The sequence below is a fragment of the Modestobacter sp. SYSU DS0657 genome (genome assembly GCF_054050925.1).
Map to the genome: position 1 here is coordinate 163,626 of NZ_JBJHAG010000003.1, position 16,167 is coordinate 179,792.

General features: G+C 74.1%; 16 protein-coding genes. 12 read left to right on the top strand and 4 right to left on the bottom strand.

The features are described 5' to 3' along the window. The first annotated feature begins 59 nt into the window (after nt 1–59). Together ACI79A_RS03540 and ACI79A_RS03545 are read left to right on the top strand one after the other, a co-directional pair. Entirely contained in the window at nt 60–560 is a 501-nt protein-coding gene (locus ACI79A_RS03540) for an FBP domain-containing protein (RefSeq protein WP_457079991.1), read from the top strand. Between the two features lie 23 nt (nt 561–583). After that, entirely contained in the window at nt 584–1,546 is a 963-nt protein-coding gene (locus tag ACI79A_RS03545; RefSeq protein WP_457079993.1) for an NAD(P)H-dependent flavin oxidoreductase, read from the top strand. A 9-nt stretch (nt 1,547–1,555) separates the two neighbouring features. Here ACI79A_RS03545 and ACI79A_RS03550 read toward each other — a convergent pair whose 3' ends face one another. From ACI79A_RS03550 to ACI79A_RS03560, 3 genes are all read right to left on the bottom strand, one after another. Beyond that, nucleotides 1,556–2,248: a DsbA family oxidoreductase gene (locus ACI79A_RS03550; protein WP_457079995.1), complete on the bottom strand. Its 693-nt coding sequence runs from the start codon at nt 2,246–2,248 to the stop codon at nt 1,556–1,558. An 86-nt stretch (nt 2,249–2,334) separates the two neighbouring features. After that, entirely contained in the window at nt 2,335–2,628 is a 294-nt protein-coding gene (locus ACI79A_RS03555) for a DUF1905 domain-containing protein (protein ID WP_457079997.1), read from the bottom strand. A gap of 44 nt (nt 2,629–2,672) precedes the next feature. Beyond that, on the bottom strand, nt 2,673–3,032 hold the full coding sequence (locus ACI79A_RS03560) for a MerR family transcriptional regulator (RefSeq protein ID WP_457079999.1): 360 nt from the start codon (nt 3,030–3,032) through the stop codon (nt 2,673–2,675). Nucleotides 3,033–3,126: 94 nt separating this feature from the next. Between ACI79A_RS03560 and ACI79A_RS03565 the strand changes: the two genes are divergently transcribed. Then, nucleotides 3,127–3,831, top strand: coding sequence for an SDR family oxidoreductase (locus ACI79A_RS03565; RefSeq protein WP_457080001.1), 705 nt, complete (start codon nt 3,127–3,129; stop codon nt 3,829–3,831). 45 nt (nt 3,832–3,876) lie between these two features. Here the strand turns inward: ACI79A_RS03565 and ACI79A_RS03570 are convergent, their stop codons facing one another. Beyond that, entirely contained in the window at nt 3,877–4,254 is a 378-nt protein-coding gene (locus ACI79A_RS03570; protein ID WP_457080003.1) for an FKBP-type peptidyl-prolyl cis-trans isomerase, read from the bottom strand. A gap of 219 nt (nt 4,255–4,473) precedes the next feature. On the opposite strand from ACI79A_RS03570, the gene ACI79A_RS03575 reads away from it, so the two are divergent. From ACI79A_RS03575 to ACI79A_RS03615, 9 genes are all read left to right on the top strand, one after another. Continuing rightward, nucleotides 4,474–7,137: an ATP-binding protein gene (locus ACI79A_RS03575; RefSeq protein ID WP_457080005.1), complete on the top strand. Its 2,664-nt coding sequence runs from the start codon at nt 4,474–4,476 to the stop codon at nt 7,135–7,137. A 371-nt stretch (nt 7,138–7,508) separates the two neighbouring features. Continuing rightward, on the top strand, nt 7,509–8,606 hold the full coding sequence (locus ACI79A_RS03580; protein ID WP_457080007.1) for an ABC transporter substrate-binding protein: 1,098 nt from the start codon (nt 7,509–7,511) through the stop codon (nt 8,604–8,606). A 218-nt stretch (nt 8,607–8,824) separates the two neighbouring features. Continuing rightward, the gene (locus ACI79A_RS03585) at nt 8,825–9,595 is read left to right on the top strand and encodes an ABC transporter ATP-binding protein (RefSeq protein WP_457080009.1); all 771 of its coding nucleotides are present in this window, start codon (nt 8,825–8,827) and stop codon (nt 9,593–9,595) included. Beyond that, nucleotides 9,595–10,440 (top strand): ABC transporter permease, encoded by an 846-nt coding sequence (locus tag ACI79A_RS03590; RefSeq protein ID WP_457080011.1) that lies wholly within the window; start codon nt 9,595–9,597, stop codon nt 10,438–10,440. Before ACI79A_RS03585 ends, ACI79A_RS03590 begins: the two co-directional genes overlap by 1 nt. Next, nucleotides 10,437–12,146, top strand: coding sequence for a dihydroxy-acid dehydratase (gene ilvD, locus ACI79A_RS03595; RefSeq protein ID WP_457080013.1), 1,710 nt, complete (start codon nt 10,437–10,439; stop codon nt 12,144–12,146). The genes ACI79A_RS03590 and ilvD overlap by 4 nt, the downstream gene beginning before the upstream one ends. Further along, nucleotides 12,143–13,507 (top strand): FAD-dependent oxidoreductase, encoded by a 1,365-nt coding sequence (locus ACI79A_RS03600; RefSeq protein ID WP_457080015.1) that lies wholly within the window; start codon nt 12,143–12,145, stop codon nt 13,505–13,507. Before ilvD ends, ACI79A_RS03600 begins: the two co-directional genes overlap by 4 nt. Further along, nucleotides 13,504–14,781, top strand: a complete 1,278-nt coding sequence (locus ACI79A_RS03605; protein ID WP_457080017.1) for an aconitase X — start codon at nt 13,504–13,506, stop codon at nt 14,779–14,781. The genes ACI79A_RS03600 and ACI79A_RS03605 overlap by 4 nt, the downstream gene beginning before the upstream one ends. Then, entirely contained in the window at nt 14,778–15,197 is a 420-nt protein-coding gene (locus ACI79A_RS03610; RefSeq protein WP_457080019.1) for an aconitase X swivel domain-containing protein, read from the top strand. The genes ACI79A_RS03605 and ACI79A_RS03610 overlap by 4 nt, the downstream gene beginning before the upstream one ends. Before the next feature lie 106 nt (nt 15,198–15,303). Further along, nucleotides 15,304–16,155 carry an IclR family transcriptional regulator domain-containing protein gene (locus ACI79A_RS03615; protein ID WP_457080021.1) on the top strand — a complete coding sequence of 284 codons (852 nt, stop codon included), beginning with the start codon at nt 15,304–15,306 and terminating at the stop codon, nt 16,153–16,155. Nucleotides 16,156–16,167: the final 12 nt, after the last annotated feature.

Below are 16,167 nucleotides of genomic sequence, written 5' to 3' on the forward strand. Positions count from 1 at the left end.
CCGGGCCGGTGCATAGCCTGCTGGGCCGGCTCACCCCGTCCCATCCCAGGAGGCGCCCCGTGCAGGCCCTGTCCGAGGCCGCGATCCGCCGTTCGCTGGTCAACTGCTCCCGCAGCGAGGCCGCGGCGATGACGCTCCCCCGCGACATCGACCAGTTCGACTGGGCCGCGGCCGACGTGCTCGGCTGGCGCGACCCGAAGGCGGAGCTGCGCGGCTGGCTGGTGCACGAGCACGAGGGCCGCACCGTCGGCCTGGCGCTGCGCGCGGCCGACACGAAGATGTCCAGCCGCCGCTCGGCGATGTGCCTGCTCTGCCACAGCGTGCAGAGCGCCGACGCGATCTCGCTGTTCACCGCCCGGCGGGTGGGCGAGGCCGGGCGCAACGGCAACACGATCGGCACCTACATCTGCGCCGACCTGCGGTGCGCCGGCCGCGTGCGGGACGTGCCGCCGTCGGCCCAGCACCTGAGCGAGGAGCTGCAGGCCCTCGCCGTCGAGGAGCAGGCCGAGGGGCTGCGCCAACGGCTGGCGGCGTTCACCGCCGACGTGCTGCGCCGCTGAGCTCCGAGGACGACGATGGGGTGGTGATCAAGACCCCGCTGACCCGCTGGTTCGACCTCGACACCCCCGTGTTCGGGGCGCCGATGGCCGGCGTCGCCGGGGGCGGGCTGGCCCGGGCGGTCTCGCTCGGCGGTGGGCTCGGGATGATCGGCGTCGGCGCGGGGACGACGCCGGAGTGGCTCACCGAGCAGGCCCGGCTGCCCACCGAGGCCGACGTCTCCTTCGGCGTCGGGCTGATGGCCTGGGTGCTCGCCGACCGGCCCGAGCTGCTGGCCGCCACGGTGGCCACCGAGCCGGCGCTGGTGTCGGTCTCCTTCGGCGACCCGGCGCCGTTCGTCGGCCCGCTGCACGACGCCGGGATCGCCGTCGCCACGGCCGTCAACACCCTCGACGACCTGGACCGGGCGCACGCGGCCGGCGTCGACGTGATCGTGGCCCAGGGCACCGAGGCCGGGGGCCACACCGGGCGCCGGGCCACCCTGCCGCTGCTGCAGGAGGTGCTGGCCGCCACCGACCGTCCGGTGCTCGCGGCGGGTGGGGTGGCCACCGGCGCCGGGCTGGCCGCCGTGCTGGTGGCCGGGGCCGCCGGGGCGTGGCTCGGCACCCCGTTCCTCAGCTGCACCGAGGCGGCCAACGCGCCGGCGGCGCGCGAGCGGATCCGGGCTGCGAGCGGCGACGACACCGTGCTCACCCGCGCCTTCGACATCGCGCAGGGGCTGGCCTGGCCGGACCGCTGGCCCGGTCGGGCCCTGGCCAACGAGTTCACCGAGACCTGGCACGACCGGGAGGCGGAACTGCGCGGGGACACCCGGGCAGCCGAGTGGGTGCGCCGGGCGCGCGCCGAGGGCGACCTCTCCGCCGCGCCGGTCTACGCCGGGGAGTCCGTCGGGCTGGTCACCGCCGAGGAGTCGGCGACCGACGTCGTCCGGCGGCTGACCGCCGACGCGCGGACGGCGCTGGAACGCGCCCCGCGCCTGCTCGGCTAGCGGCCTCGCTCACACGCTGCAGCTGCCGTCCTCGCAGCCCTCGGCGGCGGGGACAGTGACGAGCGGGTGGGTGTCGGCCCAGGCGCGCTCGAGCAGCTGCAGCAGCGTCTCGGCGGGCTGGGCACCGGCGGCCCCGTAGGTGCGGTCGACGACGAAGAACGGGACGCCGGTCGCGCCGAGGGCCCGGGCTGTCTCGATGTCCGAGCGCACCGCGGGCAGGAACCGGCGGTCGGCCAGCGCCGCGCGCACCTCCGCCTCGTCCAGCCCGACCTCGACGGCCAGCGGGACGAGCGCGTCGACGTCGAAGACCGACCGCTGCTCGGTGAAGTGGGCGTGCAGCAGCCGCTCCTTCATCTCGCTGCGCAGCCCGTGCCCGGCGGCCAGGTGGATCAGCTGGTGGGCCAGCAGCGTGTTGCCGCTGACGCCGTCGGCCAGGTGGTACTCCAGGCCCTCACCGGCGGCGATCTCCTCGACCCGGCGCATCTGGCCGGCCATCTCCTCGACGCTGCTGCCGTACTTGGCGGCCAGCGCGGGGAGGGTCGGCTCGGTGTGCCCCTCGGGGATGCTCGGGTCGAGCTGGAACGACCGCCAGACGACCTCCACCTGGTCGGCGTGCGGAAAGCGGGAGAGCGCCGTCTCCAGCTTGCGCTTGCCGATGTAGCACCACGGGCACACGACGTCGGACCACACCTCGACCTGCATGCCGGGCCCAACCGCCGCAGTGATCAGGTCATTCCGTCGGGGGGCACCTCGACGCCGAGCACCCGACGGTCGACCGGGCCCGACGGTCAGCTGGAGCGCTGCTCCAGGTGGACGCGCACCGGGGCGCCGGCCTCGCCCTTGCCGATCCGGGTGCACAGCGCCTTCCTCAGCGGCAGCCAGTGCGGGCCCTGCCCCGAGGGCATCAGGGTGGCGGCGAACGGATGGCCGTCCAGCGTCCCGGCGACCTTCACCGCCCGGCGGGTGCCGAGCACCTCGGCCGAGCCGGGGAGCTCCAGGTAGGTCGGGAAGGCACCGTCCTTGGCGATGACTGCGTCGATGACGGCGTCGACCGGCTGGGTGGGATGCGGTGGGGTGGTCATGCGGGGAGGACCCCCCGACCGCCCGGAAGTCATCGCCGGGCGGGTCAGGAGGCCGCGGGCACGTGCTGCGCGCCGATGCGGATGATCTCCTCCAGCCGCTCCCGAGCCCGGGCGAGCTCGTCGATCTGCCGGCTGATCCGGTCCCGTTGCTCCGCCAGGTGGGCCAGCATGTCCGGGGTGGCGACGCCGGTGTGCACGCACGGCAGCAGCTCGAGGACGTCCTTGCTGGTCAGCCCGGCGGCGTACAGCTGTTGCACGAAACGCACCCGACCGACGGCGTCCTCGGGGTACCGGCGCTGCCCACTGGGCGTGCGTTCGGCCTCCAGCAGCCCCTGTTCCTCGTAGTACCGCAGCGCCCGGACGCTCACGCCCGAACGGCTGGCGACCTCTCCGATGCGCAGCACCGGACCCCCTCGGTGATCGGCTTCACACTTGACCCTGACGTCGACGTCAGGTTCTAGCGTCCCGGACAGATCACCCCGAGCGCAAGGAGCCCCCATGGACATCACCGGATCAGTCGCCCTCGTCACCGGCGCCAACCGCGGCATCGGCCGGCACTTCGCCCGGCAGTTGCTCGAGCGCGGCGCCGCCAAGGTCTACGCCACCTCCCGCCGTCCCGAGCTCGTCGACGTCCCGGGGGCGGAGGTGCTGCGGCTCGACATCACCGACCCGGAGTCGGTGGCCGCCGCAGCGACCGCCGCCGGCGACGTGACACTGCTGGTCAACAACGCCGGGATCACCACCCGCGCCAACCTGGTCACCGGCGACCTCGCCGAGATCCGGCGGGAGATGGACACCCATTACTTCGGCACGCTGGACGTCGTCCGGGCGTTCGCGCCGGTGCTGGCGGCCAACGGCGGTGGCGCGATCCTCAACGTGCTGTCGGCGCTGTCCTGGTTCTCCACCGACGGCGCCAACGCCTACGCCGCCGCCAAGGCGGCGGCGTGGAGCCTGACCAACGGCGTCCGACTCGAGCTCACCGGCCAGGGCACGCAGGTGACCGGGGTGGTGCTCGGGGCGGCCGACACCGACATGATGGCCGGCTACACCGGGCCGATGAGCGACCCGGCCGACGTCGTCCGGGCAGCGCTCGACGGCGTGCAGGCCGGCGACTGGGAGGTGCTGGTCGACGACTGGAGCCGGCACGTCAAGGCAGCGCTCGCCTCCGACCCGCGCGAGTTCTACCGCCAGCCCGCGGTCTGAGGGACGGCGCCCTCCCGGCGGACCGCCGGGAGGGCACCTGCTCGACTAGCGGACGCCGACGAGGTCGACGACGAAGACGAGGGTGGCGCCTGGCTTGATGACGCCACCGGCGCCCCGGTCGCCGTAGGCCTTGTGCGGGGGGATGGTCAGCCGGCGGCGGCCGCCGACCTTCATGCCCTGCATGCCCTCGTCCCAGCCCTGGATGACCATGCCGACGCCCAGGCGGAACTCCAGCGGGTCGCCGCGGTCCCAGGAGGCGTCGAACTGCTCGCCGCCGTCGTGGGTGACGCCGACGTAGTGGGCGCTCACCAGGCTGCCGGCGGTGGCCTCCGGGCCGTCGCCGACGACGAGGTCCTCGATCACCAGGTCGTCGGGGGCCGGACCGGTGGGCGGCTCGACGTCGGGGCGGGTCAGTTCTGCCACGGGGTCTCCTCGGGGTTCGGCGCCGGGTCGTCCCGGCGGGGACTGCCCCCATCCAACCCGTGACCCACCCGGTTCCGCAGGCCGGGCCGACCGCCTCGACCACCCGGCCCCAGCCGCTGGCAGGTAGTTTGCCCACGGTGGCTGGCTACGCACGCTCGGCTGCCGTTCCAGGGCGCGCGGCGCTCCCGGTCGTGCCGGCAGAGCTCAGGAGGGTGCACGGTGACCCCTGACCCCTCGTCCGGCGCGGTGGACGACCTCTTCACCGGCGGCGGCGAGGCCGGCCGGCTGATGTCCGCCCTGGACTGGTCGGCCACCCCGGTGGGCGCCGTCAGCTCCTGGTCGGCGGGCCTGCGCTACGCGGTGCGCACCGTCCTCGCCTCCCGCTACCCGATGGTGCTGACCTGGGGGCCGGAGTACACGCAGTTCTACAACGACGCCTACGCGCCGTTCATCGGTGCCAAGCACCCGGCGATCGGCGAGGACATCCGGGTCACCCTCGCCGAGGGCTGGGCCGCGCTCGCCGGTCCGGTCGACCACGCGATCGCCACCCGCGAGGCCTCCTGGCTGCCCCGGCTGCCGCTGCTGCTCGAGCGCGCCGGCTACCGCGAGGAGACCTACTTCACCGTCTCGCACGCACCGGCCTTCGAGGACGACGGTTCGGTCGGCGGCATGCTCGGGGTGTGCACGGAGGTCACCGGTGAGGTGCTCGGGGAGCGCCGGCAGCGCCTGCTGCACGACCTGTCGACCACCGGCGCCTCCCTGGCCGACGAGGAGCAGCTCCTCGTCGCGCTGAGCGCCACCCTGGGCAGCGACCCGCTGGACCTGCCGTTCGCCGCGGTCTACCGCTACACCGACGCGGGCCTCCAGCGCGCCGCGGTGATCGGCTGCCCACCGGAGCTGCTGCCGGCGGAGCCGACCGGCCCGGGCGCGCTCCCCGGGCCGGTCGCCGAGCTCGGCCTGCGCGGTGGTGCCTGGTCCGACCCGGTCACCACCGCCCTGGTGCTGCCGCTGACCGCGCCGGGCGGTGACCTCGTCGGGGAGCTCGTCGCCGGGGTGAGCCCCAACCTCGCGCTGGACGGGGAGTACCGCACCTTCCTGGAGCTGGCCGCCGGCCAGGTGGCCACCGCGCTGGGCAACGCCCGGGCCTTCGAGGCCGAGCGGCGGCGGGCGGAGGCGCTGGCCGAGCTGGACCGGGCCAAGACCGCCTTCTTCTCCGACGTCAGCCACGAGCTGCGCACCCCGCTGACCCTGCTGCTGGGCCCGATCAGCGACGTCCTGGCCGACCCGGGCGCCGCGCTGCCGGAGAGCGCCCGCGACCAGCTGGCCCTCGCCCTGCGGAACGGGCAGCGGCTGCAGCGCCTGGTCAACGACCTGATGGACGTCGCGGCCATCGAGGCCGGCCGCGCCGCCGCGGTCCGGGTGGAGACCGACGTCGCGGCGTTCACCGCCGAGCTCGCCGGGGTGCTGCGCGCGGCCGCCGAGCGGGCCGGCCTGGAGCTCTCCGTCGACTGCCCCCCGCTGCCGCGCCCGGCCTTCGTCGACCCGCGGATGTGGGAGAAGGTGGTGCTCAACCTGCTCTCCAACGCGGTGAAGTACACCTTCGTCGGCAGCATCGCGGTCAGCCTGCGGGCGGCGGGCGACCAGATGGTGCTCACCGTCCGCGACACCGGCATCGGCATCCCCGCCGCGGAGCTGCCGTTGGTCTTCGACCGCTTCCACCGGGTGCAGGGCTCGGCGGCGCGGACCCGGGAGGGCACCGGCATCGGCCTGGCGCTGGTCCGCGAGCTGGTGGCCCTGCACGGCGGCTCGGTCAGCGTGGCCAGCGAGCCCGGCGTGGGCAGCACGTTCACCGTCACCGTGCCCTTCGGCTCCCCCGACGCCGCGCCGGACGGCGACACCCCGCCGGCCCCCTCCGAGGCCGCCCGCGGCACCGCGGCCGGCTGGGAGCAGGACGTCGCGGTCCTGCCGGACCCGGTCGCACCGCCGGGCGCGACGGCGACGGTGCTGGTCGTCGACGACAACGCCGACATGCGCAGCTACCTGATCCGCCTGCTCTCCCCGATCTGGGCGGTGCGCACCTGCGCCGACGGCGAGGAGGCGCTGCGCAGCGTCGCCGAGCACCGGCCGGACGTGGTGGTCACCGACGTGATGATGCCGCGGGTCGACGGGTTCGAGCTCCTCCGCCGGTTGAAGGCCGACCCGGACACCCGGTCGATCCCGGTGATCATGCTGACCGCCCGGGCCGGGCAGGAGGCCGCGGTGGAGGGCCTGGCCGCCGGCGCCGACGACCACCTCGCCAAGCCGTTCCAGGGTGCCGAGCTGGTGCACCGGGTCCGGGTCGCGGTGGAGCGCGCCGGCCGCAGCCGCCCGGCGCCGCCCCCGGCGGCCGCGACCGCGTCCCCCGCCCCGGACGTGCGGTCGCTGGTCCCGGCCAGCCGCCGGCCCGCCGTGCACGTCCCGACCCCTCCGCCGCCCCCGGCCGCCGACGGCGTCTCCCGGGAGCGCTGGCGGTTCGCCTCCGTGCCGCAGTCGATCGCCGGGCTGCGCCGGGCGCTGCGCCGGTTCCTCGCCGCGGCGGAGCTCGACGAGGACCAGGCCTACGACCTGACGCTCGCCGCCTGCGAGGCCGCGACCAACGCGATCGAGCACGCCCAGGACCCGAGCGAGCCCTTCTTCGACGTCACCGCCGAGGCCGGTGCGGACGCGGTGGTCATCACCGTGCGCGACTACGGGCAGTGGCGCGAGCGGGTCCCGAGCATGGACCGCGGTCGCGGCGGGATGCTGATGAGCGCCCTCGCCGACATCACCGCCACACCCGGCCCCGAGGGCACCACCGTCGTCATCCGCGCGCCCCGCGCCGGCGACGGCCGCGCCTCCGCCTAGCTCCCCACGCACCGCCCCGGGCCGCCGGTACCCGCGCGCGGGTCCGGCCGCTGCGCTCCCACCCACCACACGGCGCCCTGCTCCCGGGGTGCTCGTCGGTGTGCGCTCCGGAAGCGCGCCGTCCGGCATTGACATCGCGAGATGTGACCCCGATAACATGTACGGCAACAGCACGGTTGTACGGATAACGAACACCGTCCTCCTGGCACCCGCCTCGGGACGTCGCCGTCGAGCCACCGGGAGGGCAGCGTGAGCGCTCCGCAGCACCGCCCGGGCCCCGCGCGCGACGGCCGTTCCGGCGCCGCGGACCACCCCGTGCCCGATGAGCCCCTCCCCTGCCCCGCGTCCACCGCCTCACGAGGAGACCGTCCATGAGCAGTCGCCGCACCTCACCCCGTTCCCCGGTGCGCGCCGCCCGCGCACCCCTCGCCCTCGGCCTCGCCGCACTGCTCCTGGCCGCCTGCGGCGGGAGCGACGCCGAGGGGTCCGCCGCCGGATCCGGCTCCGGCGGCGACGGCGGCGGCGGCGGCGTCGAGCAGGTGACGTTCCTGAACATCCTGCCGCTGGCCAGCCTCTCCTTCGCCCCGGAGCTCGTCGCCACCGAGTGCGGCTACTTCGAGGACCAGGGCCTGGAGGTCAGCTTCGAGACCACCCAGGGCTCCGCCCAGGCGATCCAGACGGTGCTCGCCGGGTCGGCGCTGATCACCCGGGTCGGTGACCTGGAGACCCAGCTGGCCGTCGCTGAGCGCGGCGCACCGCTGGTCGCCGTCGGGCAGCCCACCAAGCAGGGCACCATCCGCTTCATCTCCGCCGAGAGCGACCCGCTGGAGACCGCCGAGGACCTCGAGGGCCGGCTGATGGGCACCCCGTCGGAGGGCGGCACCAGCCAGATCCTGCTCGAGCTGGTCGCGGCCTCGGCCGGGATCGCGCCGGAGGACGTCCCGACCCAGGTGGTCGGGCTGGCCCCGGGTGTGTTCGACCTCGTCTCCTCCGGCCGGATCGGGGGCTACATCGTCTCGCTGGACACCGCCGTGCAGCTGGAGCAGCAACAGCCCGACGCGGTCGTCTACGCCCCGAACGACGCCATCTCCAGCGGCGGCCAGGTCTACGTGACCTCGCAGGAGCAGAGCGAGGACCCGGCGAAGCAGGAGCAGCTGCGCCGGTACCTCGCGGCGATCGACGAGACGCTGCAGTTCATCATCGAGGACGAGGCGAACGGCTTCGCCGAGACGTTCGAGTGCCTCTCGGCCTACGACATCCCTGCGCTGGGCACCCCCGAGGTGGCCCGGGAGAGCATGTCGACCTACGTCGAGTCCTGGACGGCAGCCGGCGAGGACGAACTCGGCGCGGTCGTGGCCGACCAGTGGGAGGCCGTCTACCAGGAGATGGTGGACGGCGGGTTCATCCAGGACGACGGCCTGGACCCCTCCGAGTGGTTCACCAACGAGTTCCTCCCCGGGGGCAACTGATGCGGCTGCCCGGCACCACGCCCCCGCCCGGCGCCACGGCCGACGTCCCGCCCGAGACCGCTCCGGGCACCAACGCCGGGGTGACCCACCACCCCGCGACCGACCCGCGGACCACCGGGTCGAGGTCGACCCCGACCCCGCCGCCCGGCGCACCCGAACGGGGCTCCGGGGCCCCGGAGCCCACCGCGGCGCCGGTGGGGGGTGGAGCGCCCCCGCAGTTGCGGCTGACCAACGTGGACAAGACCTACCAGGCCCGGCAGGGCGAGGTGCACGCGCTCAGCAACGTGAACCTGACCATCGCCCGGGGTGAGTTCATCTCCCTGGTCGGCCGCTCCGGCTGCGGGAAGACCACCCTGCTGCGGATCCTGTCCGGGCTGCTGCCGCCCACCTCCGGCGAGGTCGAGGCCGACGGGGCGCCGATCTGGCGCGGCAGCAAGCGCAACGACGAGGCCTTCAAGCAGTTCGGCCTGGTCTTCCAGGACGCCAACCTGTTCCCCTGGTACACGGTGGCGGAGAACATCTCCCTGCCGCTGAAGCTGCGGGGCATGGGGAAGAAGGCGCGGCTGGCCCGGGCCAGCGAGCTCGCCGAGCTCGTCGGCCTGCCCGGCTTCGAGAAGGCCTACCCCCGGGAGCTCTCCGGCGGCATGCGACAGCGCGCCGCGATCGCCCGGGCGCTGAGCTACGACCCGACGATCCTGCTGATGGACGAGCCCTTCGGCGCCCTGGACGCGCTGACCCGGGACAAGATGAACCTGGAGCTGCAGAACATCCACGCCCAGGCCGGCGCGACCGTGGTCTTCGTGACCCACTCGATCCCCGAGGCGGTGTTCCTCGCCGACCGCGTGGTGCTGCTCTCCCCTCGGCCCGGGCGGATCCGCTCCATCACCCCCGTCGGCCTGGCCCGTCCCCGCTCTCTGGAGACCGAGACGTCCACCGAGTTCCAGGACGTCGTCCGCACGCTGCGCACCGAGCTGGACGAGGAGGACTGATGACCGCAGTCGAGAACGGCGTACGCAACGACACGACCACGAGCGGGCGACGCGCGGGGTCCGGCGACCGCGAGAAGCTCATGAAGGCCCTGCCCTGGATCAGCACCCCGATCATGCTGATCCTGCTCATCGGCAGCTGGCAGTTCGCCGTCAGCGTCGTCGGGGTCTCCGAGTTCATCCTGCCCGCGCCGCTGGCCGTCTGGAACTCCCTGGTCGACCTGCTGTCCAGCAGCGCGGTCTACCGCGACATCTGGATCACCCTGGCCGAGGTCCTCATCGGCTTCGGCATCGCCCTGGTCGTCGGCATGGCCGTCGGCGCCGTCCTCGGCCGCGTCCTGTGGCTGGAGAGGGCCGTCCAGCCGGCGCTGGTCGCGCTGCAGGTCGTGCCGAAGGTCGCCTTCATCCCGATCTTCGTCATCTGGTTCGGCTTCGGCATGACCTCCAAGATCATCATGGCTGCGATCCTGGCGTTCTTCCCGATCATGCTCAACGTGATGCTCGGCGTCCGCTCCGTGGACCGCGGTCACCGCGACGTCATGCGCGGCCTCGGCGCCAGCCGCTGGGCCACCTTCAAGAGCCTGGAGCTGCCCAGCACGCTGCCCTACGTCTTCGCGGGGGCAGAGGTCGGCATCGTCTTCGCCGTCATCGGCGCCATCGTCGGTGAGTACCTCGGGGGCAGCGAGGGGCTGGGCCACCTGGTGGTCTCCAGCCTCAACGCGCTCAACGCCCCCCAGCTGTTCGCCGTCATCGTCCTGCTCGCCCTGATGGGCTCGCTGCTCTACCTCGCCGTCACCACCACCAAGCGGCTGGTCATCCCCTGGCACGACTCGGTGGCCAAGCAGTGACCGGTGCTCCGCTGCGCAGCAACCTCCAGGTGGGCAGCTCGCGCTGGGCTGTCCGCCGGGCGCAGTGGCGGGCGCTGGGCATCTCCGACGAGGACATGACGAAGCCCAAGATCGCCATCGTCAACTCCTCGTCGAAGCTGGCCATCTGCTTCAGCCACCTCGACGACGTCGTCGGGCCGATGGAGGAGGCCATCCGGGGCGCCGGCGGGCTCCCGTTCGAGGTGCGCACCGCGGCCCCGAGCGACTTCATCACCAGCGCCGGGCGCGACGGGCGCTACATCCTGCCCAGCCGCGACCTGATCGTGAACGACATCGAGGTGGCCGTCGAGGGCGCCCAGCTCGACGGCATGGTCTGCCTCGCCTCCTGCGACAAGACCGCGCCCGGGCAGGTGATGGCCGCCGCCCGGCTGGACATCCCGACGATCATCGTCGGCTGCGGCTACCAGCCCAGCGGGCGGTACGACGGGGAGCACGTCGACATCGAGGAGGTGTTCCTCGCCGCAGGGCACGTCGCGGCCGGCCGGATGACCCTGGACCACCTCACCGGGATGAGCGAGAACGCCATCCGCGGCCCCGGTGTCTGCGCCGGCATGGGCACGGCGAACTCCATGCACATGGCGTGCGAGGCGCTCGGCATCGCGCTGCCCGGCACCACCCCGGTGCTCGCCAACAGCCCGGCGATGTGGGACGGCGTGCGCCGGGCCGGGGCCCGGATCGTCGAGCTGGTCACCGAGGGGCTCCGGCCCCGGGAGGTGCTCACCCCGGCGGCCTTCGCCAACGCGGTGACCGTGATGCTGGCGACCAGCGCGTCGGTCAACAGCATCAAGCACCTGCAGGCGATCGCGCACGAGGCCGGCTGCGACGTCGACGTGCCCGGGCTGTTCGCCGAGCTGGCCGACCGGGTGCCGCTGCTGTGCTCGGTGCGGCCCAACGGGCCTGACTCCATCGAGGACCTCGAGGCGGCCGGGGGCACCCGGGCGGTGATGCGCCAGCTCGGGGACCTGCTCGACCTCTCGGCCCGCACCGTCGCCGGGGGCACCCTCGGCGACGCGCTGGCCGGGGTCACCGTGACCGACCCCGAGGTCGTCCGGCCGGTGGACCGGCCCTTCGGGGACCGGCCGAGCATCGTGATCGTGCACGGCTCGCTGGCCCCCGGTGGAGCCGTGGTCAAGCGGCCGGTGCACGACACCGGCGAGCAGGTCTTCCGCGGCACCGCGCTCTGCTACGGCACCCGGGACGAGGCCCTGGCCGGGCTGTCCGCCGGGGAGATCCGGCCCGGGCACGTGGTCGTGCTCGGCGGGCTCGGCCCGGTCGGCGGCCCCGGCATGGCCCTGGGGTCGGCGCTGGTCTTCGCCCTGGACGGCGCCGGGCTCGGCGACAGCGTCGCGCTGGTCACCGACGGCCAGATGTCCGGCCTGGTCAACACCGGCACCGTGGTCGGGGAGGTCTCCCCGGAGGCCGCCGTCGGCGGGCCGCTGGCCCTGGTGGAGGACGGCGACCCGATCGTCATCGACCTGGTGCACCGCCGCGTCGACCTGGAGGTGCCCGCCGACGAGCTGACCCGCCGGTCCGCGGCCTGGGCCGACCGCAACCAGGTGCAGCCGGACACCGGCTGGCTGTCCATCTACCGCCAGCTCGTCTCCCCGGTCGCCGCCGGCGCCGTGCTGACCCCACCCCCGCGCCCCCGAGAGACGAGCACCCCGTGAGCGCACCACCCACCTGGCTGGACGAGCCCAGCCGCCGCACCCCGGTGCTCGGCGCCTACGAGGTCGTCGTCGTCGGTGGCGGCCCGGCCGGGGTGACCGCGGCGGCCGCCGCGGCCCGCGCCGGCCGCTCCACCGTGCTCGTGGAGCGGTACGGCTACGCCGGCGGCGCGGGCAGCGGCGGTGGACTGAGCACGTTCTGCGGGCTGCACGCCAACGTGCACGGCGAGCACAAGCAGGTGGTGCACGGACTGGCCGACGAGGTGCTCGAGCGGGTCGACCGGCTGGGCGGGCTGAACCCGCCGCACCTGAGCTTCGCCGACCGGATCCTGGCGCAGGCCTACGACATCTCCGCCTACAAGATCGCGTTGGACGACGTCCTGGTGGAGTCCGGCGTCGACGTGCTCTTCCACGCCCTCGGCGTCGGGGTGCTGATGAGCGACGAGCACACCGTCGGTGCCCTGCTGGTCGAGTCGAAGTCCGGCCGCGGCGCGATCACCGGCGAGGTGTTCATCGACTGCTCCGGCGACGGCGACGTCGCCGCCTGGGCCGGGGCGCCGTACGAGAAGACCGACCCGGCGCACGGCATGCTCTACCCCTCGCTGATGTTCCGGGTGAACGGCGTGGACGCCGACGCCGCGGTGGCCGCCCAGCGGCAGATCCCCGGGCTGATGGAGGAGGCCGAGCAGGCCGGTCGCTACCGGTTCCCCCGCAAGCGCCCGATCGTCCGGCCGCAGCGCAACCCGCTCGAGTGGCGGGCCAACCTGACCCAGCTGAGCAACGTCGACGGCAGCGCGATCGACGGCACCGACCTGCGTCAGCTCTCCCGCGGCGAGCTCCAGGGCCGCCGGCAGGTGCGCGACGTCTTCCCGTTCTTCCAGGAGTCGGTGCCCGGCTTCGCGGAGTCCTACGTCGTCGACATCGCGCCGTCGATCGGCATCCGGGAGACCCGCCGGATCATCGGTGCCTACCAGCTGTCCGAGGACGACATCCTCGACTGCGCCGACTTCCCCGACTCCATCGGCGTGAACGGCTGGCCGGTCGAGGCGCACGTCGCCGGCGACGTGGACATCCGCTGGCAGCGCGGCGAGGACAACCGCGGCTACAACCAGCTGCCCTTCCGGATGCTGGTGCCGCAGGTGCTCACCAACACCTACGTCGCCGGGCGCTGCGCGTCGATGACCCACGAGGGGCAGTCCAGCGCCCGGGTCACCGGCCCCTGCTTCGCCATGGGCCAGGCCGTCGGCGTGGCCGCCGACCTCGCCCTCGGCGCGGGCGTCGCCGCCGGCGACGTCGACGTCGCCGAGCTGCAGCGGCGGCTGGAGAAGGACGGCGCGTGGCTCGGGCAGGAGGAGGGCGCATGAGGCTGGCCCCCGACGAGCAGGCGATGCTCGACGGCGAGCAGGGCGAGGCGGTCGCGGCCGCGATGGACCTGCTGGTCCGGTACGGCGAGGTGCTCGGCGCCGAACGGCTGGTCGACACCGACAACGTGTGCGGCGCCAACCTCTTCGGCTCCCGGCACACCATGGTCTGCGGATCGCCCGGGCCGGACGCCGCGTTCGCCGAGCACAGCCTGGACGCCCCGGCCCCGCTGCCGATCCCGGCGGTGCGGGCGCAGAGCTACCAGCTCATCGGCCCGATGGACACCCGGAACTGGGAGCTGCAGGGCGTCTCCCCCGAGGAGCGGGACGTGGTGGTGGCCAGCGAGGCCTACAGCGCCGAGCACGGCATCCACCTGATGAACACCTGCACGCCCTACCAGGTGGGCAACGTGCCGGTGAAGGGCGAGCACTGCGCCTGGATGGAGTCCTCGGCGGTGGTCTACGTCAACTCCGTGCTCGGGGCGCGCACCAACGTGGAGGGCCGGGAGAGCACCGGCGCCGCCATGCTCACCGGCAAGATCCCCTACTGGGGCTACCACCTCCCGGAGAACCGGTTCGGCAGCCACCTGGTCGACGTCGGCGTCCCCGTCGTCGACACGCTGGACTGGGGCCTGCTCGGCTACTGGATCGGCGAGCAGGTCGCCGAGGGCGTGCCCGTGCTCGACGGGATCACCGCGACCCCGGACCTGGTGAAGCTCAAGCACTTCGGCGCGGCCGCGGCGTCCTCCGGCGGGGTCGAGCTCTACCACGTGCCCGGCATCACGGCCGAGGCGCGCACCGTCGAGGAGGCGTTCGACGGCGCCCTGCCCGCCGAGCGGCTGCCCTACGGGCCGGCGGAGCGGCAGCAGACCTACGAGCACCTCAATTCCACCGGCCGGGACACCTCCGTGGACCTGGTGATGATCGGCTGCCCGCACGCCACGCTCGGCCAGATCCGCGACGTGGTCCGGCTGCTGGAGGGCCGCCGGGTGCACGCGGAGAGCGAGCTGTGGGTGTTCACCCCGCGGGCGCTGCGCGAGGTGGCCGAGCAGAACGGCTACGCGCGGGCGCTCGAGGCCGCCGGCGCCCGGCTGATGAGCGACACCTGCCCGGCGATCGGCCAGTTCCTCCCCGCCGGCACCCGGGTGATCGCCACCGACTCGGCCAAGCAGGTGCACTACCTGCCGGCGATCATGGACGTGCAGGGCTGGTTCGGCACGCTGCGCGACTGCGTCGACGCCGCCGTCACCGGCACCTGGCAGGGGGCCCTGCGATGAGCGCGGTCACCCTGCGCGGCCGGGGGCTGGTGGGCGGGGTCGCGGAGGGTGAGGCGCTGGTCACCACCGAGGCGCTGTCCGGCTGGGGCGGGGTCGAGCCCCGCCGCGGCCGGGTCATCGAGCTGCGGCACGAGCTGGTGGGGCAGTCCTTCGCCGGCAAGGTGCTGGTCTTCCCCGGCGCCAAGGGCTCCTCGGGCTGGTCGGGCATGTTCCACATGTCCCGGCTGATGGGCACCGCGCCCGCGGCGATGGTGTTCACCACCATGAACACCAAGATCGCGCTGGGCGTGGTGGTCACCCGGGTACCCGCGCTCACCGACCTCGACGGCGACCCGCTCACCACGGTGCGCACCGGCGACTGGGTGCGGGTGGACGCCGACCGCGGTGAGCTGACCGTCCTGCGGGCCACCGGGTAGCGTCCCGGAACAGGTTCGGGCGACAGACCGACCCACCCGCCGTGGCGGTGCGGACGTTCAGCCGCGCGGGGCGGCACCACGGCGCAGGATCGGGGACGGGATCGGGATGGACGGCGCAGCGGAGGACACGGCGGACGGCGCCGTGGACCAGGTCGCCCCGGAGGCCCCGCGGGGCGACTGGTTCGTGCAGTCGCTGGAGCGCGGCTTCTCCGTCATCAAGGCGTTCTCCGCCGACGAGCCGGAGCTGACCCTCAGCGACATCGCCCGCCGCACCGGGATGACCCGCGCCGCCGCGCGGCGGTTCCTGCTCACCCTGGTCGACCTGGACTACGTGGCCGTCGACGACCGCCGCTTCCGGCTGCGCCCCCGGGTGCTGGAGCTCGGGTTCACCTACCTGTCCATGCTGCGGCTGCCCGAGCTGGCGATGCCCTACCTGAGCGAGCTCTCCCGAGGGATCCAGGAGACCACCAGCATGGCGGTGCTCGACGGGCCCGACGTCGTCTACGTCGCCCGGGTGGGCGGCCGCCGGGTGATGGCCAGCGGCATCACCGTGGGCAGCCGGCTGCCCGCCTACGCCACGTCGCACGGCCGGGTGCTGCTCGCCAGCCTCCCCGACGACCAGCTGGACACCTACCTGGCCGGCACCGAGCTGACCCCCCGCACCGCCCGGACGATCACCGACCCGGTGGTGCTGCGGGAGCGGGTCCTGGCCACCCGCGAACAGGGCTGGGCGCTGCTGGACCAGGAGCTGGAGGAGGGCGTCACCTCGTTGGCCATGCCGGTGCACGGCGCGACCGGCGACGTGGTGGCCTCGATCAACATCGGGGCGCACTCCAGCCGGCACACCCCCGAGCAGCTGGCGGCGGTCGCCCTCCCCCTGCTGACCGATGCGGTGCAGCAGCTGGAGCGGGACATGCAGCTGGCCGGGGTCCGGACGGCGGGCCACCCGCTGCTCTGAGCCCGCGGCCCG